A 23,235-nucleotide genomic window follows, 5' to 3' on the forward strand; every position below is an offset into this window, starting at 1 on the left:
CTGCCATTTCAGGCGGCTTTTTTTATATGACAAATAGGACAATGCAGTTCAAAAATAATTCATAATTCTTATATTTATTTTATACCGCATGGGGGTATAATATATAACAACTGATATTGAGGAGTGAATTAGAATGAAGAAAAAACTAATTAGTGTTCTTAGCCTTGCTGCAGTTATTGGCCTAAGCGGCTGCGGAAATGATTCAAGCACAGAGAATCACAATAATGAAACTGAAGAGGGGCAGACGGATCATTCAGAGCATTCGGAAATGAACCATTCTAGTTCCGGGGAAGTGCCTGAAGGGCTAAAAGAAGCAGATAATCCCACATATCCAGTCGGAAGCACAGTTATTTTAGAAACCGGCCATATGGATGGAATGGAAGGTGCTGAAGCAGAAGTTTCCGGTGCCTATGACACAACAGTATATGCCGTTTCTTATACGCCAACAACTGGTGGGGAGAAGGTGGAAAATCATAAGTGGATCATCCAAGAGGATATAAAAGATGCTGGAGATTCTCCATATAAAGCGGGAGATGAAGTCACTTTGGACGTAGAGCATATGGAAGGAATGAAGGGTGCTAAAGCTGTAATTGATTCAGCAGAAAGTACGACTGTTTATATGGTTGATTTCACGCCGACAACAGGTGGAGAAAAAGTGGAAAATCACCAGTGGGTTACAGGAGACGAGATTTCAGCGAAATAGAAGCCAAGGGGCCAGACCCCTTGGCTTTTTTTGAGATTGGGCCAGGGGGCCAGACCCCTTGGCTTTTTTTGAGATTGGGCCAGGGGGCCAGACCCCTTGGCTCTTTTTTGAGACTGGGCCAGGGGACCAGACCCCTTGGCTCTTTTTTGAGACTGGGCCAGAGGGCCAGACCCCTTGGCTTTTTTTGAGATTGGACCAGGGGACCAGACCCCTTGGCTCTTTTTTGAGACTGGGCCAAGGGGCCAGACCCCTTGGCTCTTTTTTGAGACTGGGCCAGGGGGCCAGACCCCTTGGCTTTCTAAAAGTATTTAATACTTAAATTAAAATTAAATTAAATAAAGTATAAGTTTACTTTACTTTTATATATGAATGGTTTATATTTTATTCAAGAGGTGATGGTCATGAAGAAAGATTTTGGTGACTCCATATCAAATAAGGTTTATGAATACCGGGTACTTGCCAGGATGTCTCAGCAAGAATTGGCTGAGCAAGTCGGGGTCTCTAAACAAACCATCTTCGTAATGGAAAAAGGGAATTATGTTCCCACGCTGCTGCTGGCTTTTCGTATTGCTGAATTTTTTAAAGTTGATGTAAACGATATTTTCACTTATGAGAAAGGAAATGATTCTAATGGAAATTAAGTCTATATCAGATATCCCTAACGCTCTTTTTTACCCTTTGAAGACATGGGCGGAACAATCCTCCGGGAATTGGAATATCCTTGTGGGAATCGGTTTTTTACTGCTCATAGGCAGTGCCATTTTTGCTTATATTTTTTATAAGAAGATTGGGCATGATGACGAACGGACAAATAAGATCTTTTTGAAAAGCAGTTACTTTATGCTGCTGGCCATTATTATATGTGACACCATTTTTCCGAGGGACTATATGTGGAATATATTTTTCTTATTTAAATATGCTTTGGCAATTCTGGCTTGCGGCATTTATTTGGCAGCTCAATATAAAAAGGATTTCACGTAAGGAATTCCAGTTTAGGATGGAGGGTTAAACGATGCTGATAAGTAATCTGACTAAGCAATACGGAAGTTCAACAGTCTTACACGATCTCTCTTTAGAGTTACATCCAGGAGAAATCGTTGGTCTGGTTGGCAGAAATGGCGCTGGAAAAAGTACGCTGATGAGGATTATTGCGCAAACTGTTCAAACCTATAAGGGGTCAGTTGCTGACAATCTTCAGGTAGGATACTTAATAGAAGAACCAAAGCTATTCAGCAATAAAACGGGACTGTTTCACTTAACCTATTTTTCGGGGATTTACGGAAATACTTTTAAGCTATCTGATTATGAGGAGCTTTTGAGAAACCTGCACTTATTCGAGGTGCTGAATAAAAAGGTAAAAGAATACTCGCTTGGAATGCGGCAGAAGCTGGGAATCGTCATAAGCCTGCTTAATAATCCAAGCTATATTGTTTTAGATGAACCTACTAACGGCATGGATGTGGAAACTTCTTTTGAGGTTTTGCAGGAACTGAGAAAAATGGCTGATGAGCGGAATGTCGGTATTTTGATTTCCAGCCACAAGCTTGAGGATATTGAAGCGGTCTGTGACCGGGTTTTATTCATAGAGGATGGCGCAATTGCTGCTGAGCAGAACTTTTTACAGGAAGAGCAGCGTATGATCAGGCTAGTCTTTGATAATCCAGATGATTTAGCCGAATTCACTTCGGAACAGCATTTCGGCAGGGTAATCTATTCGGGCGACAAAGATATTCAGTTTGAAACAGCTGCGGAAAACGCTGAGATTTTTCACATGCTAAATCGCCTGGGCATCCGGCTGACTGATTTTACTGCGGAGAAGAAAACCCTGCGCAGTGTGTATATGAACAAATTCAGAGGTGAAAATCATGACCATCAGTATTAAAAGATATGTGGCTTATAACCTGAAAGAGCTGCTTAAAAATGGCTATCTGGCTGCTGGTTTGCTGGTGGCGTGTATACCTGCATTGATTATGGGTTTCGTGATTCTTAAGGGGGGCACTCCGTTCAACATCAAACATGTTTCTAATTTTTACTGTATGCTGGGCATGCTCGCGGCAGTCTTAATGCCGCTTTACTTTATCAATAGAGACTACTCGGCCAGAACAATTTCTCTGATTAATAACTCAGTGAAGAATAGAAGAAACTATGTTTTCGCTAATGGTATTATCGCACTTTCGGTAAGTTTCCTTTATGCAGTCACAGGAATAGTGCTGTTTCAAGCGGCAAAAATGATGGGTGTGTCCGGTGACTTAGAACTCTCTTTCCTGGCTGGCTTCTCAGTGAATGTCTTTCTCCTCGTTGTGACCTATTTCTTAATTGGCTATCTGCTATTCTTATATAACTTTCGCAGTGGTGCGGTATATGGAATTTTAACAGCCATACTATTGTTTTTCCCCAATGCCCTGGCCAGTATCCAAGGGATGGTCCATAACGAGTTTCTTTCAGATATCATTGAGAACTTTCCCGGGTACTTCTATCCCATCATGGTCGGATCAAATCCGCTCTCCCCTCTGCAATATTCAATTGGGTGCCTTACACTGGCCGTTTTGTTTATGGCTGTACTTAAAAAAAGTGAAAGAATCGAAATTTAGAGCCAAGGGGACAGGCCCCTCGGCTCTTTTTTATGAAATTGGGCCAGGGGACCTGTCCCCCTGGCTCCATAGAGTGTAGCCGCTAATTATTAATAATGTAGGTCACATGTATGACGTCTTCCTTGTCTTTACATCCTTCTAACTGATAAATCGTTTGTTTATTTTTGTCTAATTTCTTTATGCTTTCACACACATCTTCTTTTACTAATTGATCCCCAAATTCATCTTCTCTTGTATCCTTTATCGATGTTAATTGACCATTGGAATAGTTTAAGTCATGAATAATCGGATCGCCTTCGTGTGTGTAATTTACTACCCGGACTTCACTGTCCTTATTCAAAGAAACATCTGCTATGAATTTTTCAAGTAAACTAATATTCACAATGCTTCCATGTATATTAACTACATCATGCTTAGAAGGAGAATATTCGCCACAGCCTGAAAGAAAAAATAGCAATAAAAAGCTCATAAATAATTTCCTCATTTAATCACTCCCTAACAGTACGATATCATCAATTATTGCGTATCAGAGGATTTGTTGTTGAAAAAGCGATCCGGCTTTTCTATATAATTTCTTGAAGGGCCAGCTGACAGAGCCATGCAGCTGGTCTTCTTTCATAAGTGACAGATTCATAAAAAAGGGAAAAATTTGAAACTCTTCACCGGGTGAACCGTATATTATATAAGGATATTATAAACGCATATTGAATATTCAGATAGGCGGTTTTGTTATGTACGTATATGGTGTTGAACCTGCAATTGGGGCGAGACTAGCCTTATTTTTAGCGATCAATCTAATATTGTTATTTAGCTTCAATATGTTAGCAAGAAAGTGGTTTAAAGTAGAGAAGAAGAAATCCTTTTCTTATAACCATGTGAATGATAAACATATGAAGATTGATTGGACAATCAGGCTTACATCAATGGCCAGCATCTTGGTGGGATATGCGATAAACATAACAAGAGACCCATCAGACTGGTATTGGTTTTTACAGCCGTGGTTTTTCCTGCCAGTTTTTATCGTCATTTCTCAAGCAGTCACAGCAGTCATGGAAAAGAAGTATGCCCAGAATCCCAATGCCTATAAAGTAACACTCAGTGAGTTAATATTTATACTTATATTGTTTTTTACACTATACCAGACTGATTTTTGGGGATTAGGGTGAGCCAGGGGGACAGGTACCTTGGCTCTTTTTGGAACTGGGCCAGGGGACCTGTCCCCCTGGCTCCAAGAGGAGGGTGATTTTTATTAGGAAATCTGTTCAGTTCTTTATGCTTGTTTTTATTTTAGGTCTGTTTAGCTGCTCGAAAAATCACATAAATGACAATGATGTCTTAGAAATGCTGAAAATGTATAAAAAGGAACAATATACAATTGAGGAGCCATCTGATCCACCCGCAAATGATGAAATAGTTCAACGCGTAAAGCCATATTTGAGCACAGAAGCACTAGAGAAACTGAATGCAAATCGTGTCTTTAGCATTGCACCGGATATTGCGTCCAGCACAAACAAATCTATTAAGGTGAACAATGTTCAGATTAAAGAGTCGGAGAAAAATGAAGATGGGACAGCTGATTATACTTATACTGTAGAAATCCAGCTTGGTGAAGGGTCTAATGCGGAAATCATTAAAAACAATGGACAATTAACTGTTTCACCTGAAGATGGCTTGAAAATTATTAGGGACTGGGAAGAAAAAGATCATTTTAAAAAATTTTATTAAAGTTTAGCTGCCAAACCAGGCGGCTTTTCTTATTCCGTAAAAAGGGACAGTTTATCGAAAGAAGGACATGGAGAATAAAAATAGAATCTATTGATAGAAACGATAAGGGGGTGATGCATAGGTTCATGATTATCTTCAAAACCATGCAGCCTCTTGTTTTCAAAGGGATATAAGAACTAGAGAAATAGTTATCAAAAAGGAAGTTGCCATTTGAAAAAAATAATAACAGTCATAATGTTAATCCTTGTTTTATTAATGGCGTCATGCAGTAAAACAGACTTTGAAGATGGAAGTCTAATTCATGATGAGCAAACACAATCAGCAGACCAACTGAGTAAGGCTGTAGAGGTGGCATACAGTGAAAAAGAATTTGCTGAATTGTGGAAGATCTTTAACTTTGAAAAAGAACTTCCCAGTGTTGATTTTGAAAAATCGGTTATTTTAATCGCACAAACAATGGAAAACTCTTGTCCTAAAGAGATCGAAAAATTAGAGTTGGACAAGGCAGGAGAATATTTAATAATTGAAACCACGCAAAAAGAGACTACCTGTAACGATATTGGAATTCCAAGGACTTTTGTTTTCAAGTTAGACAAAGAAAAGTTAGAAAAAGTTGAAATGGTTAGGTTTGAAGGCGAGGAATTTACCTTAGAAGATTAAGCATCAAAGATATTATTTGAATAGGAGATAGCAGATGAAGCCAACATACAACAAGGTTTATATACCTTTAACTATTATTGCAATTATTGTATTGATCCTGCATAAATTTGGGCCGATTGCTGGGCAATTAAGACTTGCTGGCTTTACTCTCTTCACTATACTTTGTGCTGCCTTAGTTATCGAAAATCGAAGAACTAAAGGAAAAGTATTTGCGGCTATTGTTTATTTCTTTTTTGGATTTGTTATGTATAAATTTAGTTAAGCGCTTAATGATGCAAGGCGATTTAACATACTCCTAAAGGAGGATCAATCCATGAATATTTCAATCGATACAGCAAAGATCGATGACCACAACGCTATCAATTTAATAGTTAAAGAGGGGCAGGATGAGCACTCAGAAGCACTGCCATACATATTTAATAAGGTGGACCAGGTTATGCCTGAAAGCTACTACCGTGAGTTGCTGGAAGATCCAAAGAGTGAGATTTTAATTGCTAAAATCTCTGAAGAAATAGTGGGGTTTGCGGTTATGGAATTAAATGAATCTCCGCCATTTGACTCAATGGTAACAAGGAAATTTGCTTATATGAATGATTTTGGCATAAAGAGAAGCTGCCAAAGAAAAGGAATAGGGAAAATCTTATTTGAAGCATGTGTGGAATGGTCTAAAAACAAAGATGCTGCATCCTTAGATCTAAATGTATGGGAGTTTAACAAAAAAGCCATTTCGTTCTATGAGAATTTTGGGATGGAAGCCATCAGCAGAAAAATGACATTGCGTTTATGAACCAAGGGGTCTGTCCCTGTGGCATATTCATTACATAAAGTCTTCTTAGGGAGTTGGAAAGTTTGGAAAGCCATCAGTTACCCAGAGTAATACTTAGGGAATTATCTCTTGATGATGTTGAGGACCGTTATAACTGGTGTCTGGATAGAGAGGTTACAAAATATCTGAATATGCCAAATAAATATCCGCCGTTTAGCAGGGAAGAGACAAAGACGTGGGTTGAAATGTGTATGAACCGAACGAATGGCTATGAACAAAGAGCGATTATGACGGAAGAAGGAAGGCATATTGGCTGGGTAGATTTGAAGAATATAGATCAATTGAATAAACATGCTGAACTGGGAATAGCCATCGGTGATAAAGATTACTGGCATAAGGGGTTTGGTTTAGCAGCTATGCAAGAAATGCTGAAGGTTGGCTTTAATGAATTAGGCTTAAATAAGATTTGGCTTAGGGTAGAAGTGGATAATGAAAAAGCAATTAAGTCATATAGTCGAGCAGGATATAAAGAAGAAGGTATCCTGAGGCAGGATAGATTGAGAAATGGAGAATTTGTTGACCGTCTGAGGATGAGCATTCTTAAAGATGAATTCTTCGGGTGACAGGTCATTGAGTAAAAAAACCACGGGGACAGGTCCCTTGGCTCTTTTTAAGCTGGGCCAAGGGACCTGTCCCCTTGGCTTATTATGGGAGGATACCAAATGAACGTAACCTTATTACTTTGTCCTTATGAAGATAAAACGGTACTATCTAATTTGATTCAGTTATATCGTTATGACAGCAGTGAGTTTGATGGCCACGTTTTAAGTCAGCATGGTTTATATTCATATAAATACCTGGATCATCAATGGACAGAAGAGTACCGCCGTCCGTTTATAGTTAAAGTTGATGGGGAAATAGCAGGGTTCGTATTAGTCATTCTTGATGTACCAAGAGAATTTACAAAACTGAGCAACGAGAAAAAAACAAACGTAATAAGCGATTTTTTCATCATGCGAAAGTTTAGAGGCAGAGGCATTGGCAGGCATGTTGCTTTTTCTATATTCGAACAGTTTAAAGGTGTTTGGGAAGTGAGGCAAACCTCTGAAAATAAACCGGCATATGCTTTTTGGAAAAAGGTGATTGCTGAGTTTACTATAGACTCTTCATATCAAGAGGAAATATTGGAGAGTAATCTTTGGAAAGGTCCGGTTATGGTATTTCAGTCTAATTAAAGTGATGGATGTAATAAATCAGTTTGTTTCGATACACGGAGCATCTCGGGATTAAATTCCTGAGATTTTTTTATTTTTTCAAGAGTGAACGTTTCGACGATCGTAATCGTATTAAAAGTAAAAAAACAATTGGGGTGGAGAAGAAAATGAATGAACTGTTAAATGCAATCCCATGGGAAGCGATTGCGCCCATTCTTGTCTTACAGCTAATACTGATGACTGCCGCATTAGTTTCCTGCATTAGAGAAGAAAAAACGAACGGACCCAAATGGCTTTGGATTCTTATTATTCTCATGATCAACATTATAGGACCAGTCCTTTATTTTGTGGTGGGAAGGAGAAATGATTAATGGCGTTATTAAAGGCAGATGATCTAGTAAAAAGATTTGGAAATATGAATGCTGTTAAAGGAATCAATTTTTATATTGAAGAAGGCAGATGCGTTTCTTTACTTGGACCAAATGGAGCAGGAAAAACAACGACGTTAAAAATGCTGTCCGGATTGCTGGAGCCGACTTCAGGAAGCATTGATTTTAAAGGGAAAAAAGCAAAGGATTTAAGGCAGTTCATTGGGTATTTACCTCAATATCCTGCTTTCTTTAATTGGATGAGCGGAAAGGAGTTTCTTGTTTTCGCCGGCCAATTAGCAAAGCTGAGTCGGAAAGAAGCAGAGATAAGAAGTGAAGAATTACTTGAACGGGTGGGTCTGGCGGATGCGAAGAAAAGAAGAATAAGGGGGTATTCAGGCGGAATGAAGCAGCGGCTTGGATTGGCACAGGCACTCATTCACCGTCCAAGCCTGCTTATTTTAGATGAGCCTGTTTCAGCACTCGACCCGCTTGGGAGACGGGAAGTATTGGACATGATGAGGGAGATTAAAGAGGAAACCACCATTCTCTTCTCAACGCATGTCCTTCACGATGCAGAAGAAATAAGTGACGACATTCTTATCATGCATGCAGGGGAAATTGCGGTATCAGGCAGCCTGGGAAGTGTAATGGCAGAGTATCAGCAGCCTATTATTCAAGTTGAATTCGAATCGCCGGCAGCCGATTGGCTTAAGAGCATAGCAGATTACGGCTTTGTATCTGAAGTAAACACCCAGGGCAATAAGGCGAGCATTGTATTAAAAGATATGGTAGAAGCAAAGCAAAAATTGTTAAAAGATATCGTGGACCTCGAACTCCCGATCCGTAAGTTCGAGGTTTCCCAGACGACATTAGAGGATTTATTTATGAAAGTGGTGAAATCATGACACAATGGACTGTTCTTTATCGAAAAGAAATGCTGGAAATGGCACGGAATTATAAAATCTTATGGATTCCCATTGTCTTTATTTTGCTGGGTGTGATGCAGCCGGTCAGTTCATACTATATGCCGGAAATTTTAGATACTTTTGGCGGTCTTCCAGAAGGTACAATCCTGGAAATGCCTGTTCCAACTGGCGGGGAAGTATTAATGGCGGTTCTATCCAATTATGGAATGCTGGGTGTACTTATTCTTGTATTGAGTGCAATGGGTGTCGTATCTGCAGAAAGACAGAGTGGGGCAGCGGGTATGGTGATGATTAAACCAGTTCCTTATTCCTCGTATATATTATCGAAATGGGCCGGGTTACTGACCATCACACTTCTTTCATTGTTTATCGGATATGCAGCTTCCTGGTATTATACGAAGATACTGATTGAAACAGTCGCTGTTGGGCAGGTATTTCAAAGTGCAGCGATCTACAGCATATGGTTAATTTTTATTGTTACACTAACGCTGTTTTTTAGCACGGTCATGAAAGGAAATGCCAGTGCCGCTTTTCTTACAATCCTTGTGGCCTTTGGTCTTTCGACGGTTACAAGCTTTCTGGAAAAGTATATGAAATGGAGTCCGGCTGCAATGACTGAACACACAGGACAGGTCTTGCTGTCAGGGGAACTGGATTCCAGTTTCTTGCCAGCCTTAATAACAACTATTGCTATTATCATCGTCATTCTTATCTCATCCATACAAATCTTTAAGCAAAAAGAGCTTTTGGAATGAGCCAAGGGGACAGGTCCCTTGGCTCGTTTTTAGGCTGTAGGCCATGGGGTCAGTCCCGGGGGCCTGTGGAACATGTCACTCAAACTATAAATAGCTTGTTTAAATCAGCTGCCAAACAGAAGTATTAATGTTGGTGTTAACTATACAAATTCCTTTTTATTATTTCAATTCTAAAAAAGCAATAAGCAGGAGGTGACTTCTAACTCCTTGCATTCAAGTAAACGAATGCCACAGATGAAGTTTTGAATATAGATATTTTCTACATTTAATTAAAATAAAGAGATCGGGAATTTGGTGGAGGAAATGGAGGCGGGGTAAGAAATGATTAGATTTATAATTAGATGGATTGGTGTGCTTATGACTACAAGTACAGTTCTTTTAATTGGATACGAAATAGTTAACGGATTTTTGGCTTTCATATATTTCACAATAGGTGGCATTCTCATGTTTTTATTTAGAAATAAAAGTAAAAAAAGCATTTGGGAATAACTTTATTCTTGGGGCGGCATAAAGGCTGAGCTTTATTAAGGTGAATATATCTAAATCGTAAAGTTCTTGCAGGTCAAACAGGTGTTCTTGTCGAAGCTAGACATATGAAATTCATTTAATTAGGGGTGGAAACGATGGCAGAGGTTTTGTTGTTACACCATGTTCTGGGCCGAACGAAAGGGATTGAAGCAATTGCCGATCAACTGAGAGATGCGGGGCATACTGTTCACGTGCCAGATTTATTTAAAGGCCGTGTATTTACCACGCTGGAGGAAGGCTTGGCATTTGTGAAGGAAATTGGATTTGAAGAAGTGACGGCGCGCGGCGTTCGGGCAGCCACCGAGCTTTCACGCGATGTCGTCTATGCCGGTTTTTCACTCGGTGTCCCGGCAGCACAGCAGCTCGCTCAAACACGTGAGGGTGCGAGAGGGGCACTGTTTTTTCATGCATGCCTCCCGCCCTCAGTGTTCAAATCTGAGTGGCCGGCCGACTTGCCTGTGCAAATTCACGCCATGGACACAGATCCTTTCTTCGTTGAAGACGGTGACATCGACGCGGCCCGTGAGCTTGTGGCTTCGGCTGATCATGCTGAACTTTTTCTGTACGAAGGCAGGGAACATCTATTCACCGACAGCAGCTTACCGTCTTACGATGCTGTCGCGACGAAACTTGTGATCAAGAGGGTTCTCGACTTTCTCGCATAGTTGCTAACAAAAAAAATTCACCAGAGCTTGAGCTGGCTGCCAAACCAGGCAGCTTTTCTTATTTGATTATAGAGCTGGTTAGTTAAATAACAAATGGATTTTAAAATGAACTATTTAGTTAGTCTAAAAATCAAGGGACTATGAGGAGGGAATAGCTGATGGATTTGAGATATCCAATTGGCAATTTTCAATACGATGGTGAGATTACTAACAGCGTTACAAGGGATTGGATATATGAGATTGAAATTTTACCAAGATTGCTGCGGGATGCTGTAAAGGACTTAGATGATGAACAGCTTGATACACCTTATCGTTCAGGTGGGTGGACTGTTCGACAAGTAATACATCACCTTGCAGATAGTCATATGAATGCCTACGTTCGATTTAAATTGGCTCTTACAGAAAAAACACCTGTAATTAAACCATACGATGAAACGAATTGGGCGGAACTCTCTGATTATAAACTGCCAATTGATATCTCACTATCTTTGCTTGAAGCATTACACAAACGTTGGACTGGCCTTTTACGGAGTCTAATCCCAGCTGATATGGAAAAGACATTTATCCACCCGGATTCTGGTGAAGTTACAGTAGGCAAAAATATAGGAATCTACGCTTGGCACGGACGGCACCATCTTGCACATATTACGTCTTTGTGTAATCGTGAGGGCTGGTAATGGAAAAATAAGCATGGCAGGTACTGATACAGGGGTGTAAGCAGTCTTAATCGAATTGAGGAATCCTAAATAAAGGTAAATAATCGCCAAAGGATTTGTTGAAGAATGATAGTTTTTACGTTGGCAATCAAAAGGAGGATGAATGATGGTTTTATACCAAAGACCAAGGAAAATAATATTAGATTTGGCAGTTACTTTAGATGGATTTATTGAAGGACTGAAAGGGGAAGTAGACTGGTGTATAATGGATCCTGATATGAACTTCAATAACTTCTTAAATGAAATCGATACTATCTTATATGGAAGAAAAAGTTATGATTTATGGGGTCAGTATATACCCGATACTGAAGTATCTGATACTGAAAAAGAAGCTTGGGAATTGATCCACAGTAAAAAGAAATATGTGTTTTCAAGAGCACAAAATAAGTCCGAAAATAACGTTTTATTTATAAATGAAGACATTAAGGAAGAAATAATCAAATTAAAGAACGAGCCTGGAAAAGATATTTGGCTCTATGGCGGGGCAAGTCTAATTACAACCTTTATAAACTTAAAGCTTGTAGATGAATTTAGATTGTCTGTTCATCCTGTTGTTCTAGGAGAAGGAAAACCCCTTTTTACTGACATTAAGCAACGGGTAAATCTAAAACTTGCTGAAACAAAAAAGTTTTCATCTGGAGTAGTTCAACTATGTTATCAGCTTGATGAGTAAGCCAAGGGGACAGGTCCCTTGGCTCTTTTTGAGGAAGTGGGTGTAATTAAGCGAAGAATTTCCTGTCAAGCAGAGCGAAGTTGTCCATTTCCCTTTGTTTTGAGTCAATAGTCAGAAATTCTCCGCTTATTTTTCAATCTGTCACTGATTCTTTCATTCAGGTCAGGGAAGGTCCGCTCTTTTAGGGCTGGTAGGGGAAGGGGGCTTTTTTTCAAAACCAGCTTCCCATTCCAGGAAGCTTTTCTTATGATTTAGAAAAGTTATTTTATTTTTTTCAAAAGACCGTCACAAACCTGTCTGTTTTTGTCGAAAGGTATACCGAAAAACAGATCAGGAGGAAACAGACTTGAAAAATAAGAAATCATTATTAAGCGGTGTCGCAGCATCAGCACTTCTTCTTTCTTCATTGGGGACAAGCGCTGTGTATGCGGATGAGAGTGCGGTTGAACAAAATGCAGATACGGAAGAAGCAGCGGAAGTTGATGTAAACGATGAAACGTCAGCCGCAGAAGAAAACTCAGCTGATACTGAAGCTGCAGCCGAGGAAGAAGTAACTGAAGAAGAAGCAGATGACAATGGGACAGCAGACAAGGATCAAGAGCTAGAAGAGGCACCGGCTTTAGTTCCTGGGGATTTCTTCTACTTTGTAAAGTTAATGATGGAAAAAGTAAGACTTGCTGTCACAATGGATGATTACAAGGAAGCGCGTCTTTTAGCTGACTTTGCAGCTGAGCGTATTGCTGAAGCAAATACACTGCTTGCAGAGGGAAAAACGGATGAGGCTACAGCACTTTTAGAAGAGGCAATTGCTACTCAACAGGAAGCAGCTGAGAGTTTAACAGATTCAGCAGATAGTGCCGGTGATGATACAGAAGCGACAGAAGAGACTGCTGAGGAAACTGAAGTAGCTGAGGGACAGCCGGCTGAAGACACTGAAGGAACAACAGAAATAACGGAAGGCGAAGAACCTGCAGCAGAAGATGAAGGGACAGAAGATGAAGTTGAAGTAAAGCTTGCTCAAAACATCGATGCATTAGCTGCCGCATTGTCACATGTTAAAAACCCTACAGCTCAGAAGGCATTAATGAAGAATATTCAAAAGTCTTTCGCAAAATTAGACAAAAAACTTGCAATGCTTGAAGCAAAAGCAGAAAAATTTAAGGTTGAGACAACTGATGATGATAAAGCCGCTGAGGAAGAAGCCGCAGCAGATACTGAAACTGCAACAGAAGCAGCCTCAGAAGCAACAAAGGAAAAGACTGTTGAGGAAGCCGTAACAGAAGAAACAGTAATTGATGAACAAGCTGAGACTGAAGCTGCGGAAGAACCTAAAAAAACAGCTGCTGTTGCCCCTGAATTAACTAAGAAAGAGGAAGCAAAGGCTAAGGCAGCTGAGAAGCGTGCTGAAGGCCAGGCAACTGCTGCTGTTAAAAAGCAAGAAGCTCAAGAAAAGAAAACTGATAAGCAACAGCAAGTTCAAGAAAAGAAAGCAGATAAACAACAGCAGGTTCAAGAAAAGAAAGCTGATAAACAGCAGCAGGTTCAAGAAAAGAAAGTTGAAAGGCAGCAAGCAAACGAAAAGAAACAAAATGGCCAAAACACAGGCGCGGAAAATAATAAAGACCGCGGTAAAGGAAAAGAATAATACTTTTCATAAACCTGGTACTTCGAGTACTGGGTTTATTTTTTTGCCTGTATGTCTTGGTTGCAGGTCTTAAGATTGATTTATAATTGAATGGCAGCGATTGATATAAGGTACTTACCTGAAATTTTCCCACCGGGTCTTTTAATTAAACAAGACAATGACAGCAACAAAACGCTCGGACGAAGAGCCCAAGCGTTTTTGTATGTTTTTAGGAAGTTATTTCTTTCGTTTCTTACACTTTTCCTCATTTTAACGGACTGCCTAAGCTAATTACCAGCATTTTATTATCTATGCCAACCCCTCCAGCCAGCCTTCTTTCTCCAGCCCCTCTCCCAAAGGAAATTCCAGCCTGAAAACAGTCCCCCTATGTTTGACAGAAGAGACATGAATGCTCCCGCCATGCAGCTCGGCGATGGCGCGGGCAATGCTCATGCCGAGGCCGGCGCCTTCTGTTTGTTCGTCTGTGCTTGTGCCGCGGAAGTAGCGGTCGAAGAGGTGCCTGACTGTTTCTTCGTCCATTCCTGTACCGTTGTCAGAGATGGAGACAATGGCGGTTCCCCCCTGTCTGCTGACTGAGGCGGTAATGCTAGTGCCCTTTGGGTTATGCTTGATGCAGTTATAGATAAGGTTATCGAGCATCCGCTCAAACCAGCGTATATCTGCTTGTATAAAAAGAGCTGTATTTGCACCTTCAAAGTTAAAGGGAACATCCTCAAGGGTGCGGTCGTTGACAAATTTCAGCATGATGCCTCGCACAAGTTCATTCAGATCGGCAGGCTTCAGCTGATGGGGGAGCGACTGATTTTTGAGCTGGAAGGCAAGGGAGAAGTCCTCAATGAGGGCGGTCATATAATCTCCTTTTTCCCGGATCATTTTGCCCATGTCCAGAAGCTCTTCTTCTGTCCAGCGGTACTGCCCGCTTTCAAGCAGATGGGCATAGCCCTGGATCGTTGAAAGGGGTGTCCGGAGATCGTGGGAAATGCCGGTCATCCACTCTTCACGCGTTTTGTCCAGCCGGTCCCTTTCCTTGTCTGAGGCAGAAAGCTTTTCAGCCATTTCGTAAAATGCCCCGATCACTTCTTTATAAAGCTTGTATCTCAGGCGCACCTTTCCATTATTACGGAAGACCTTTTTGCGTTCTTTCTCTGTCAGCACTTCCTCGTAATTTCCGTAGCCCATCCTTTCCAGCCAGCCGGTGAAGAGAAGGAGAGGCTGGCCGTACCGGAAGCCATGCCAGAAGGAAATGCCTATGGTCAATGCGAGCAGGACAGCTGCGAGGATGACGATGACCCTCATTACCTCGGAGAGAAACGCAAATCCTTCAGGCTCTGCCTCTTGCCTGGGTGTGTGCATAATCCAAGTGAAACCCGATTCCGGATCATTGAAGATCGTTGTATGGGTTTCGAATTTTCCCGGTGATTTTGTCCTGACAAGCACATCGAGCGGCTTGTAGTCTTCTTTCATTATTTCAGACCCGGCGGATTGGACAATTTTCCCTTCCTGGTTTACCACATGGATGGAGCCTTCCAATGGCTCTAATTCCCTTTCAAGCTTCTTCAGGTTTTCATCAGGGAGCCTGCCGCTGCTGGAATACTGTGAAAACCAGCGCTGGAGGCTCTCCAGCTCATTGTTTTCATAGCCGAGCATATAAAAATAAGGGTCTTTAAAAGTGGTGTCGACCTCGGAGTAAACATAGAAGCCTTCATATTGATTCGTTTTTTCAATCTGGAGGATCTCGCTGACAGAGTATGAGTCAGGCAGGAGTTCAGGCGTATTTTCAGACCCGATGACCTCTCCTTCCATATCTACAACCTGCACCCAGAGATTCCGTTCTTCGAGCTGATGCTTCCAGGCATCGCTGATGGTGGCCTTGTTATCTTCAATCAGCGTATCGATCGTAATGCCTTCCAGGGCACCCGCGGGCCAATTTTGCTTCATCTCTTCTCTGTTTAAATGCATCAGCAGCACAAATAGAAGCACCAGAGAAAAAATCGCGACAAACACGATAATGGAAATGAACTGAAGAGAGAAGTGAAGGGCAAGCCTGCGCCTGAGCGACTTCATCCTTTTTTCCCCTTCACCAGCTTGTAGCCCAGCCCGCGCACGGTCACGAGCAGTTCCGGATGGCTCGGGTCTTTTTCGATTCTTTCCCTAATCCTCCGAATATGTACCGTAACGGTATTGTCATCCACAAAGCTGTCAAAGCCCCATACGGCTTCCAGCATCTGCGTTTTTGAGATGACGGTGTTCGGATGCTGGCACAAATACTGCAGAAGGAGAAATACCTGGGCAGGCGTCTGTACGGCCTTGCCCTCAACAATCAGGTCCCCTGCCTCTTCGTCCAGGATAAAACGCCCGAAATCATGCTTTCTGCCAGCCTCTTTTAAAGCAGGGGAAGGAGCCTGATTCCGCCGGAGCCTTGCCTTGATCCTCGCTGCGATTTCAAGCGGGTTGAAGGGCTTGGTAATATAATCGTCCCCGCCGATCGCAAATCCAGTCAGCACATCAAGGTCAGAGACGCGCGCTGTTAAAAATAGAATATAAGCGTCTGAGATCTCCCTGATTTTCGGGCAGATATCAAAGCCGCTCTGTCCGGGAAGCATGACATCAAGCACCACGATATCAATGGGGTGCCGGGAAACACACTCAAGCGCCTCTTCTGCTGTATAAGCTGTATGTATAGAGCTGAATCCTTCTTTTCTCAGAACAGTCTCCATTAATTTAACAATTGATTTCTCATCATCTACTAATAAAATTTCTGCATTTTCCACTTTTGCCCACCTCGGTCACTATCGTAGCACAGAAACCTTACGAGCATATTAACAACTTTTTCAAAAGTTTATCAGAAAGTAAACTTCTGTTTCTTCAAGGGAAATAGAAGCGGACTATACTAAGTGATAGATTTTAAGCTTCCTAATTAGGAAAGCAGATAAAGGAGTATGAAAATGGACGGGGAAAATAGGCGGATTCACGTAATCGATGGAATGAGGGGCTTTAGCCTGCTGGGTATCCTGGCAGCTAATATGCTGATTTTTCAATACGGAATGTTTGGGAAAGATGAGATGGAGGCTTTTTCACCTTCAGGGCTGGATCACTTCCTGCATGAGTTTTTGAAGGTTTTTGTTGAGAGCAGCTTCATGCCGATCTTCACTTTTTTATTCGGCTATTCTTTGATCAAGCTGAAAGAGGGGCTTGAAGATAAAGGTTTGAAATATAGAAGGCATCTGGTGCGGAGGTTTTTCCTGCTCCTTGTGCTGGGCGGATTGCACGGCGGTCTTCTGTGGGAAGGCGATATTCTTTTTTCTTATGGAATCATGGGCTTCTTTCTGCTCTTCTTCCTGAACAGGAAAAAGAAAACCCTGCTAGTATGGGGCATAGTGCTGTTGATTCTTGCTTCCTTCATGGGATATGGCATGCATACAGAGGTCCCAGCCGAAGAAGCAAAGAGGATGGAAGAGTATGTGGCCGATACAAATAAAATATTCGGCACAGGCACATACAGTGAGATTTCTCTTCATCGAAGCAATGCCGATCCTTTCGGCATGCCGGACTCTTTTTACCTGTTCATGATGCTGGCCATGCCATTCATCACAGCGCCATTATTCCTGTTTGGCATGTATGCTGCCAGGCGCCGCGCCTTCCATGAAATCGGCAGGAATAAAAGCAGATATCTGCTGTGGGGAGGTATCCTCGCCGGAGCGGGAATACTGCTGAAAGCTTCGCCGCTCATGGTGCAGGAAACAGGCTGGACGGGTGTTCTGTATATGTTTGGAGGAAATATCTTATCACTGGGCTACATCTTCCTTTTTGCCTGGCTGTACGCGGTGAAAGGAAGATTCGTCCTATTCAGGACCTTTGAAAGTGTTGGACGGCTTTCGCTGAGTAATTATCTATTGCAGTCTGTTATCTGCACCACTGTGTTTTATGGCTATGGCCTGGGAATGTTCGGCAAACTTGGCGTACTGGCAGGCATCCTGCTGACGGTGGCGATCTACAGCATCCAGCTGGCCGGAAGCTATTTCTATCTGAAGTGGTTCCGTACCGGCCCGTTTGAAAAAATCATGCGGATGTGGACCTATTTCTCCTTATCAGGAAGACCTAAGGCGAAGAAAGCCAAGGAAGCAGGCGACCTTCTTGCAGAAGCGCAATGACGGAAAGACCTGGAACTTATGCCTTCCGGGTCTTTTTGCCATGCAGGATTTTCCTGGTTATGGGAGAATAACTCTAAAGAACTGCAATTAACAACAAGCAGAGGAGAGATCATATGGAGCAGGAGCTTTTGAAAATATTCGATGATGAAGGAAATCAGATCGGAACGGCCACCAGGAAGGATGTGCACCGGCAGGGCTTTTGGCATGAAGCTTTCCACTGCTGGTTCATTCAGCGGGAAGAGGACAAGGTTTATATATATGTACAGCTCAGAAGCAAAGAGAAAAAAGATTATCCTGACCTTCTGGATATTACGGCGGCCGGTCATCTGCTGGCCGAAGAAACCGTTGAAGATGGCGTGAGGGAGATCAAGGAGGAAATCGGGATCGATGTCGATATCGAAGAGCTGTCACCGCTGGGCACCATTAGATATTGCATTGAGAAGGAGAACTTCATTGATAAAGAAATGGCAAATGTGTTTCTCTACGAATGCTCCCAGCCGTTCAGCGAGTATGAGCTGCAGCAGGAGGAAGTAGCCGGGATTTACCGGATCGAATGGGACAGCTTCAAGAAGCTTTGGGAAGGCGAGGACGGCAAGGTGCAGATGGAAGGCTTTGAGATTGGCAGTGCCGGCGAGAAAATCTATCTGGAAAAAGAAGCTGACATCGGAGATTTCGTACCGCATGACCGCTCTTACTACCAGGAAGTCATTAAAGGCATTTCGCAGCGGCTTGATTTGATGTAGCAGACCGGTCCGCTCCTCAAAACATAAATTCTCCCTGAGATAGCAGACTATAGATAGATAGCAGGAGGGGAGGATCAAGATTGAAGGTATTAACAATGAAGCAGCCCTGGGCCAGCCTGTTTGCCCTGCGGGAGGCAGAATATGAAACGAGAACATGGAAAACCGCCTACAGAGGTGCTTTAGCCATCCATACCAGCCAGAAAATCGATGTGAAAGCCTGCCGGAGAAAGAATGTGTCGGAGCTTTTGGGCAGGCACGGGTACTCAGAAGAAAATCTTCCTGCCGGGCAGATCATAGCAGTCTGCACCCTGGTGGATTGCTTTAAAGTCATAGATCACTCCGAGTCAGGGGCAGTGCTTGAAAATGGGGTGATTATATCCGGTCAGGAGCTCTATCTGGGTGACTACCGGATTGGCTGCTATGCCTGGCAGGTCAGCGGCATGGAAATCCTGAAAGAGCCAATTCCTGCCAAAGGCCGTCTGGGCTTATGGGAATACCCGCTTTGATGCGGGTTTTTCTATTTAAGCAGGAAAAGACTGACTAGGCGGCATTTTTATAAAACAAACACAATACCTATTCCTGAAAAACGAGGTGACATCCAAAATGAAGGCAAAGGTCAAACAAACATTTAACAGTCTGGCGGGCATTTATGAGCATCAGGTGGATGATGGGAGTTTGTTTAACAGCGAGTTTGAAAGGCCGGCGATGCTTGAGCAGATCCCGGACAGCCTGGAGGGTAAGGATATTCTGGACGCAGGATGTGCGGCCGGTTGGTATACGGCTGAACTGGCCAGGCGGGGTGCAAATGTAACGGGTGCAGACCTGAGCCCTGAAATGATCAGCTCTGCGAAGAGGCGCATTGGCAATAAAGCGAGACTTGTCTGCTGTGACCTGGAGGGAGAGCTGCCCTTTGACAGCCATTCTTTCGACTGGATCATCAGCTCTCTTACTCTTCATTATCTGAAGGACTGGAATCAAACCTTTGCAGAATTCCACCGGATTTTAAGGCCGGGCGGAACGATCCTTTTTTCCGTCCACCACCCGTTCATGGATATGAAGCTGCTGGATGAACCGGACTACCTGGCTGCAGAAATGATTGTGGATCGATGGACAAAAGCAGGGCAAACCTTTGATGTCCCTTTTTACCGAAGGCCGCTCCAGGATATCATCAATAAGACAATTGCCCGCTTTTCAATGCAGGAGCTGATTGAGCCCCGCCCGACACAGGTCTTTAAAGAGCGAAGGCCAGAACAGTATGAAAAGCTCATGAAGGCGCCTCATTTTTTAATTGTGCGGGCCGCAAAAGCTTTGTGAAACCCAATGGCCTTTAAATCATATAGTCAGCACTAAAGCATTCTTCCTGTGCATGAAAAATACTCCCAGAAGGGATACTTGGGCTATAGCGGCATCCTTTTTCAATAGGTGGTTTTCTGCTGCCATTTTGAGGTAAAGGCTAATGGCAGGGCATCTGCCAAATGCTTGCCGCTGCAAGGTCAGAAAGGGGAATTTTTCAGTGCATCATTTTGACGAGGTATTTATACAAATTTTATTCTTGCTTGCTATTTCAGTAACAGTCATCGCTATTGCCAAACTGGCAAAACAGCCTTATTCCATCGCCCTTGTACTGGTGGGGCTGATTCTGGGGCTTACCCATATACCGCTTCTTGAAGAAGCAGAGCAGTTCATTACACAATCGCATATTTTTCAGGCGATCATCATTTCTTTATTTCTTCCCATCCTGTTGGGCGATGCTTCCATTAAAATGCCATTTTCCCATGTGAAACAGGTAAGGAGGCCGATCCTGGCGCTTGCCTTTGGGGGGACCTTTCTGTCATTCATTATTATAGGCTTGGGCTCCTATTATCTGCTGGATCTTCCGCTGGTGCTTTCCTTCACGTTTGCTTCCCTTATGAGCGCTACAGACCCGATCAGTGTCATATCAATATTCAAAACATTGGGCGTGCCAAAAAAACTGGTCACAATTATAGAAGGGGAATCCCTCCTCAATGATGGTGTGGCCGTTGTATTGTTCCAGATATCCTCCATCTACCTGCTTACGTACATAGAAATGGGCTGGGCCGGGATTGCGAGCGGTGTTTGGCTGTTCATCAAATTCAGTGTAGGCGGAGCCCTGCTTGGAGCCTTGCTGGGCTATATTTTTTCACAGATCATCCGCATTTATGATGACTACCCGCTCGAAATTGCGTTCTCGATCCTGCTGTTCTTCGGCAGCTATTTTATCGCAGAGCATCTGGAGGTATCAGGTGTTATCGCGGTAGTGGTCGGAGGGGTCATTTTCGGGAATTATGGCGCAAGAATCGGCATGTCCGAGACAACGAAGACCAATATCAGCTCTTTCTGGGATGTGATCACCCTGATCGCCAATTCTCTGATTTTCCTGATGATCGGCCTGGAAATCAAAAATATCAGCTTTATCAATAACTGGTGGACGATTATCCTGGCCATTGTCATTGTGCTGGCAGGCCGAACCATTGCCCTTTACAGCAGCCTTGCATTTGTCAAAGACTTTTCCGGCCAATACAAAATCCTGCTGAACTGGGGAGGCTTAAAGGGAAGCCTGTCTATTGCACTTGCTTTGAGCCTTCCGCCTTCTTTTGCAGGCAGGGATACAGTCCTCCTCCTTGCTTTCAGCGTGGTTCTGTTCTCCCTGATCGTCCAGGGACTTACGATTAAGCCGATTATCCAGAGGCTTGGGATAAAGCCTGTCCCTGAGGCGGATAAATATTGACCGGAAATCCATTCAGCATGCTGGATGGATTTTTTGGCTGGTGAAGGAAAGACCGATAGCTTTAAAAAGGTCTGGAAGTTATGCGATTTATCTTTCTTTTATAAGGAAAGGAAATTAAAATTGCCTCTGCCATCCTTCATGCTTTACACTGTAAAAAGTGCATGGGGGAATATATATCCCAGCAGGGTAAAATTCCGGAAGAATACAAAGGCGGGATCGCTCCTGCTTTGTTTGACCAGGACCTCAGCCAAGTATTTTGTGCATGGAGGGAGAGCCAGTGGAGGAATTCAAGAACGATACATATGAAATCATGGAGGTTTGCCTTCTTGCCGGAAAAATCATGCTCCAAAGCGGTGCTGAAACATACCGGGTTGAGGATACGATGATGCGGATCGCTGCTTCCTTCGGGGTTGACCAGTCACACAGCTATGTCACGCCGACTGGCATCATTTTTTCCATTGAAGGCCATGAACCGACCAAAACGAAGCTGATCAGGATTTCCGAACGGGGAACTGATCTTGATAAAGTCACCATCGTCAACAGCATTTCCCGCAATATCAGCAGCGGGGAGCTGACAGTGAAGGAGGCTCTGCAGTCATTGCGGGAAGTAGAGGCTGCACCAATGGCGTATTCGCTGCTTCTTCAGATACTGGCGGCTGCCATTTCCAGCGGCTGTTTCCTGATCATGTTCAAGGGAAGCTGGGAGGACTTTCTGCCCGCGGTAGTATGCGGCGGACTTGGTTTCATTTCTTTTATCTATTTTCATAAATGGGTGCCGATCAAGTTCTTTGCTGAATTTGTGGCGGCATTTGTCATTGGTCTTGCTTCTTATGCGTTTGTTTTTTCAGGGGCCGGCAATGAGCTGGATAAAATCATCATCGGATCGGTGATGCCGCTTGTGCCCGGCCTATTGATTACAAATGCGGTCAGGGATTTGATCGCGGGGCATTTGGTATCAGGACTGTCAAAAGGCGCTGAAGCATTTCTGACTGCCTTTGCCATCGGATCAGGCATCGCGGTGGTACTATCTTTCATCTCATTTTAAGGAGGCATTGCATGGAAACGATTGAACAGCTTGCAACAAGCTTTGTAGCATCGGCAGCATTCGGGATTCTATTCAATGCTCCGAAAAAGTCTTTGATCAAGTGCGGCACGGTCGGAACAATCGGCTGGCTCGTCTACTTCTGGATGGAATCATCAGGTGTGGATGCGGTTGGTGCCACCATTAGCGCTGCTTTTTTCGTGGCATTCACAAGCCAGTTTTTTGCAAGGGCCTATAAGACGCCGATCATCATTTTCAGCGTAGCCGGGATCATTCCGCTTGTACCGGGAGGGCTTGCGTATGATGCAATGAGGAATTTTGTTGAGAACGACTATAACACAGCCATCAGCCTTGCTGCGCGGGCCTTCATGATCTCCGGGGCAATCGCCATCGGGCTTGTATTCTCAGAGGTCATCAACCAGATTATCAAGAATGCGAGAAGGGTTCAGAGCTGAAGGATTTCCAGTAGATAAAACAAGGGAAGGCATGTATCTGCATGCCTTTTTGCATACAGTAAAAAGAATTAGCAGATAAATAATTTCAAAATTCCGTAAAAAGTCGTATGATAGTGTATATATTTAGTTAAACGAAAGATTAAGATTCTGAACTTTT

General features: G+C 43.0%; 29 protein-coding genes. 26 read left to right on the forward strand and 3 right to left on the reverse strand.

Annotation, left to right across the window (positions count from 1 at the left end):
- Positions 1-133 precede the first annotated feature (133 nt).
- The 5 genes from RBB45_RS09745 to RBB45_RS09765 all read left to right on the forward strand — a co-directional run bounded on the left by RBB45_RS09745 (position 134) and on the right by RBB45_RS09765 (position 3,294).
- Positions 134-703 (forward strand): YdhK family protein, encoded by a 570-nt coding sequence (locus tag RBB45_RS09745; RefSeq protein ID WP_129613612.1) that lies wholly within the window; start codon positions 134-136, stop codon positions 701-703.
- 401 nt (positions 704-1,104) lie between these two features.
- Positions 1,105-1,344, forward strand: coding sequence for a helix-turn-helix transcriptional regulator (locus RBB45_RS09750; protein WP_022543327.1), 240 nt, complete (start codon positions 1,105-1,107; stop codon positions 1,342-1,344).
- Positions 1,334-1,684: a DUF2178 domain-containing protein gene (locus RBB45_RS09755; RefSeq protein ID WP_094768101.1), complete on the forward strand. Its 351-nt coding sequence runs from the start codon at positions 1,334-1,336 to the stop codon at positions 1,682-1,684. Before RBB45_RS09750 ends, RBB45_RS09755 begins: the two co-directional genes overlap by 11 nt.
- 31 nt (positions 1,685-1,715) lie before the next feature.
- On the forward strand, positions 1,716-2,585 hold the full coding sequence (locus RBB45_RS09760; protein WP_094768102.1) for an ABC transporter ATP-binding protein: 870 nt from the start codon (positions 1,716-1,718) through the stop codon (positions 2,583-2,585).
- Entirely contained in the window at positions 2,569-3,294 is a 726-nt protein-coding gene (locus RBB45_RS09765; protein WP_224950892.1) for an ABC transporter permease, read from the forward strand. Before RBB45_RS09760 ends, RBB45_RS09765 begins: the two co-directional genes overlap by 17 nt.
- Positions 3,295-3,376: 82 nt before the next feature.
- Here the strand turns inward: RBB45_RS09765 and RBB45_RS09770 are convergent, their stop codons facing one another.
- Entirely contained in the window at positions 3,377-3,778 is a 402-nt protein-coding gene (locus tag RBB45_RS09770) for a DUF4362 domain-containing protein (protein ID WP_224950894.1), read from the reverse strand.
- A gap of 247 nt (positions 3,779-4,025) precedes the next feature.
- On the opposite strand from RBB45_RS09770, the gene RBB45_RS09775 reads away from it, so the two are divergent.
- The 14 genes from RBB45_RS09775 to RBB45_RS09840 all read left to right on the forward strand — a co-directional run bounded on the left by RBB45_RS09775 (position 4,026) and on the right by RBB45_RS09840 (position 13,938).
- Positions 4,026-4,460, forward strand: a complete 435-nt coding sequence (locus RBB45_RS09775; protein WP_187445479.1) for a DUF4181 domain-containing protein — start codon at positions 4,026-4,028, stop codon at positions 4,458-4,460.
- Between the two features lie 175 nt (positions 4,461-4,635).
- On the forward strand, positions 4,636-5,019 hold the full coding sequence (locus RBB45_RS09780; protein WP_248138748.1) for a hypothetical protein: 384 nt from the start codon (positions 4,636-4,638) through the stop codon (positions 5,017-5,019).
- 210 nt (positions 5,020-5,229) lie between these two features.
- Complete coding sequence (locus RBB45_RS09785) at positions 5,230-5,679, forward strand: hypothetical protein (RefSeq protein WP_224950897.1); 450 nt, start codon at positions 5,230-5,232, stop codon at positions 5,677-5,679.
- A 34-nt stretch (positions 5,680-5,713) separates the two neighbouring features.
- Positions 5,714-5,941 (forward strand): hypothetical protein, encoded by a 228-nt coding sequence (locus RBB45_RS09790; protein WP_306009498.1) that lies wholly within the window; start codon positions 5,714-5,716, stop codon positions 5,939-5,941.
- A gap of 51 nt (positions 5,942-5,992) precedes the next feature.
- A complete protein-coding gene (locus RBB45_RS09795) occupies positions 5,993-6,466 on the forward strand; it encodes a GNAT family N-acetyltransferase (RefSeq protein ID WP_224950901.1) in 474 nt (157 codons plus the stop codon).
- 53 nt (positions 6,467-6,519) lie between these two features.
- On the forward strand, positions 6,520-7,068 hold the full coding sequence (locus RBB45_RS09800; protein ID WP_224950902.1) for a GNAT family N-acetyltransferase: 549 nt from the start codon (positions 6,520-6,522) through the stop codon (positions 7,066-7,068).
- A 99-nt stretch (positions 7,069-7,167) separates the two neighbouring features.
- Positions 7,168-7,680 carry a GNAT family N-acetyltransferase gene (locus RBB45_RS09805; RefSeq protein WP_224950905.1) on the forward strand — a complete coding sequence of 171 codons (513 nt, stop codon included), beginning with the start codon at positions 7,168-7,170 and terminating at the stop codon, positions 7,678-7,680.
- A gap of 146 nt (positions 7,681-7,826) precedes the next feature.
- Positions 7,827-8,030 (forward strand): PLDc N-terminal domain-containing protein, encoded by a 204-nt coding sequence (locus RBB45_RS09810; protein WP_035401859.1) that lies wholly within the window; start codon positions 7,827-7,829, stop codon positions 8,028-8,030.
- Positions 8,030-8,935 carry an ABC transporter ATP-binding protein gene (locus RBB45_RS09815; protein WP_094768111.1) on the forward strand — a complete coding sequence of 302 codons (906 nt, stop codon included), beginning with the start codon at positions 8,030-8,032 and terminating at the stop codon, positions 8,933-8,935. Before RBB45_RS09810 ends, RBB45_RS09815 begins: the two co-directional genes overlap by 1 nt.
- Entirely contained in the window at positions 8,932-9,711 is a 780-nt protein-coding gene (locus tag RBB45_RS09820; RefSeq protein ID WP_224950907.1) for an ABC transporter permease, read from the forward strand. The genes RBB45_RS09815 and RBB45_RS09820 overlap by 4 nt, the downstream gene beginning before the upstream one ends.
- Positions 9,712-10,334: 623 nt before the next feature.
- On the forward strand, positions 10,335-10,904 hold the full coding sequence (locus RBB45_RS09825; protein WP_129613602.1) for a dienelactone hydrolase family protein: 570 nt from the start codon (positions 10,335-10,337) through the stop codon (positions 10,902-10,904).
- Between the two features lie 155 nt (positions 10,905-11,059).
- Positions 11,060-11,581, forward strand: coding sequence for a YfiT family bacillithiol transferase (locus RBB45_RS09830; protein WP_187445495.1), 522 nt, complete (start codon positions 11,060-11,062; stop codon positions 11,579-11,581).
- Positions 11,582-11,726: 145 nt separating this feature from the next.
- Positions 11,727-12,293 carry a dihydrofolate reductase family protein gene (locus RBB45_RS09835; protein ID WP_224951413.1) on the forward strand — a complete coding sequence of 189 codons (567 nt, stop codon included), beginning with the start codon at positions 11,727-11,729 and terminating at the stop codon, positions 12,291-12,293.
- Between the two features lie 346 nt (positions 12,294-12,639).
- Entirely contained in the window at positions 12,640-13,938 is a 1,299-nt protein-coding gene (locus RBB45_RS09840) for a DUF5667 domain-containing protein (RefSeq protein ID WP_253616228.1), read from the forward strand.
- 288 nt (positions 13,939-14,226) lie between these two features.
- On the opposite strand, the gene RBB45_RS09845 is transcribed toward RBB45_RS09840, so the two are convergent.
- Positions 14,227-16,002 (reverse strand): sensor histidine kinase, encoded by a 1,776-nt coding sequence (locus RBB45_RS09845; protein WP_129613600.1) that lies wholly within the window; start codon positions 16,000-16,002, stop codon positions 14,227-14,229.
- On the reverse strand, positions 15,999-16,709 hold the full coding sequence (locus tag RBB45_RS09850) for a response regulator transcription factor (RefSeq protein WP_009792285.1): 711 nt from the start codon (positions 16,707-16,709) through the stop codon (positions 15,999-16,001). The genes RBB45_RS09845 and RBB45_RS09850 overlap by 4 nt, the downstream gene beginning before the upstream one ends.
- Positions 16,710-16,883: 174 nt before the next feature.
- Between RBB45_RS09850 and RBB45_RS09855 the strand changes: the two genes are divergently transcribed.
- The 7 genes from RBB45_RS09855 (at position 16,884) to RBB45_RS09885 (ending at position 23,078) form a co-directional block, all read left to right on the forward strand.
- Complete coding sequence (locus RBB45_RS09855) at positions 16,884-18,089, forward strand: DUF418 domain-containing protein (RefSeq protein WP_224950911.1); 1,206 nt, start codon at positions 16,884-16,886, stop codon at positions 18,087-18,089.
- A gap of 113 nt (positions 18,090-18,202) precedes the next feature.
- Entirely contained in the window at positions 18,203-18,832 is a 630-nt protein-coding gene (locus RBB45_RS09860; RefSeq protein WP_224950913.1) for an NUDIX hydrolase, read from the forward strand.
- 80 nt (positions 18,833-18,912) lie between these two features.
- Positions 18,913-19,338 (forward strand): ASCH domain-containing protein, encoded by a 426-nt coding sequence (locus RBB45_RS09865; RefSeq protein WP_022543336.1) that lies wholly within the window; start codon positions 18,913-18,915, stop codon positions 19,336-19,338.
- Between the two features lie 97 nt (positions 19,339-19,435).
- Positions 19,436-20,146 carry a class I SAM-dependent methyltransferase gene (locus RBB45_RS09870; protein ID WP_306009499.1) on the forward strand — a complete coding sequence of 237 codons (711 nt, stop codon included), beginning with the start codon at positions 19,436-19,438 and terminating at the stop codon, positions 20,144-20,146.
- 199 nt (positions 20,147-20,345) lie between these two features.
- Positions 20,346-21,581, forward strand: a complete 1,236-nt coding sequence (locus RBB45_RS09875) for a cation:proton antiporter (protein ID WP_224950916.1) — start codon at positions 20,346-20,348, stop codon at positions 21,579-21,581.
- 262 nt (positions 21,582-21,843) lie between these two features.
- Positions 21,844-22,626 carry a threonine/serine exporter family protein gene (locus RBB45_RS09880; protein WP_094768122.1) on the forward strand — a complete coding sequence of 261 codons (783 nt, stop codon included), beginning with the start codon at positions 21,844-21,846 and terminating at the stop codon, positions 22,624-22,626.
- Between the two features lie 11 nt (positions 22,627-22,637).
- Positions 22,638-23,078 (forward strand): threonine/serine exporter family protein, encoded by a 441-nt coding sequence (locus tag RBB45_RS09885; protein WP_009792276.1) that lies wholly within the window; start codon positions 22,638-22,640, stop codon positions 23,076-23,078.
- The last annotated feature ends 157 nt before the right edge of the window (positions 23,079-23,235 follow it).

Origin of the sequence: Bacillus sp. MMSF_3328 (genome assembly GCF_030733525.1) — a bacterium.
GTDB lineage: Bacteria > Bacillota > Bacilli > Bacillales > Cytobacillaceae > Bacillus_AB > Bacillus_AB infantis.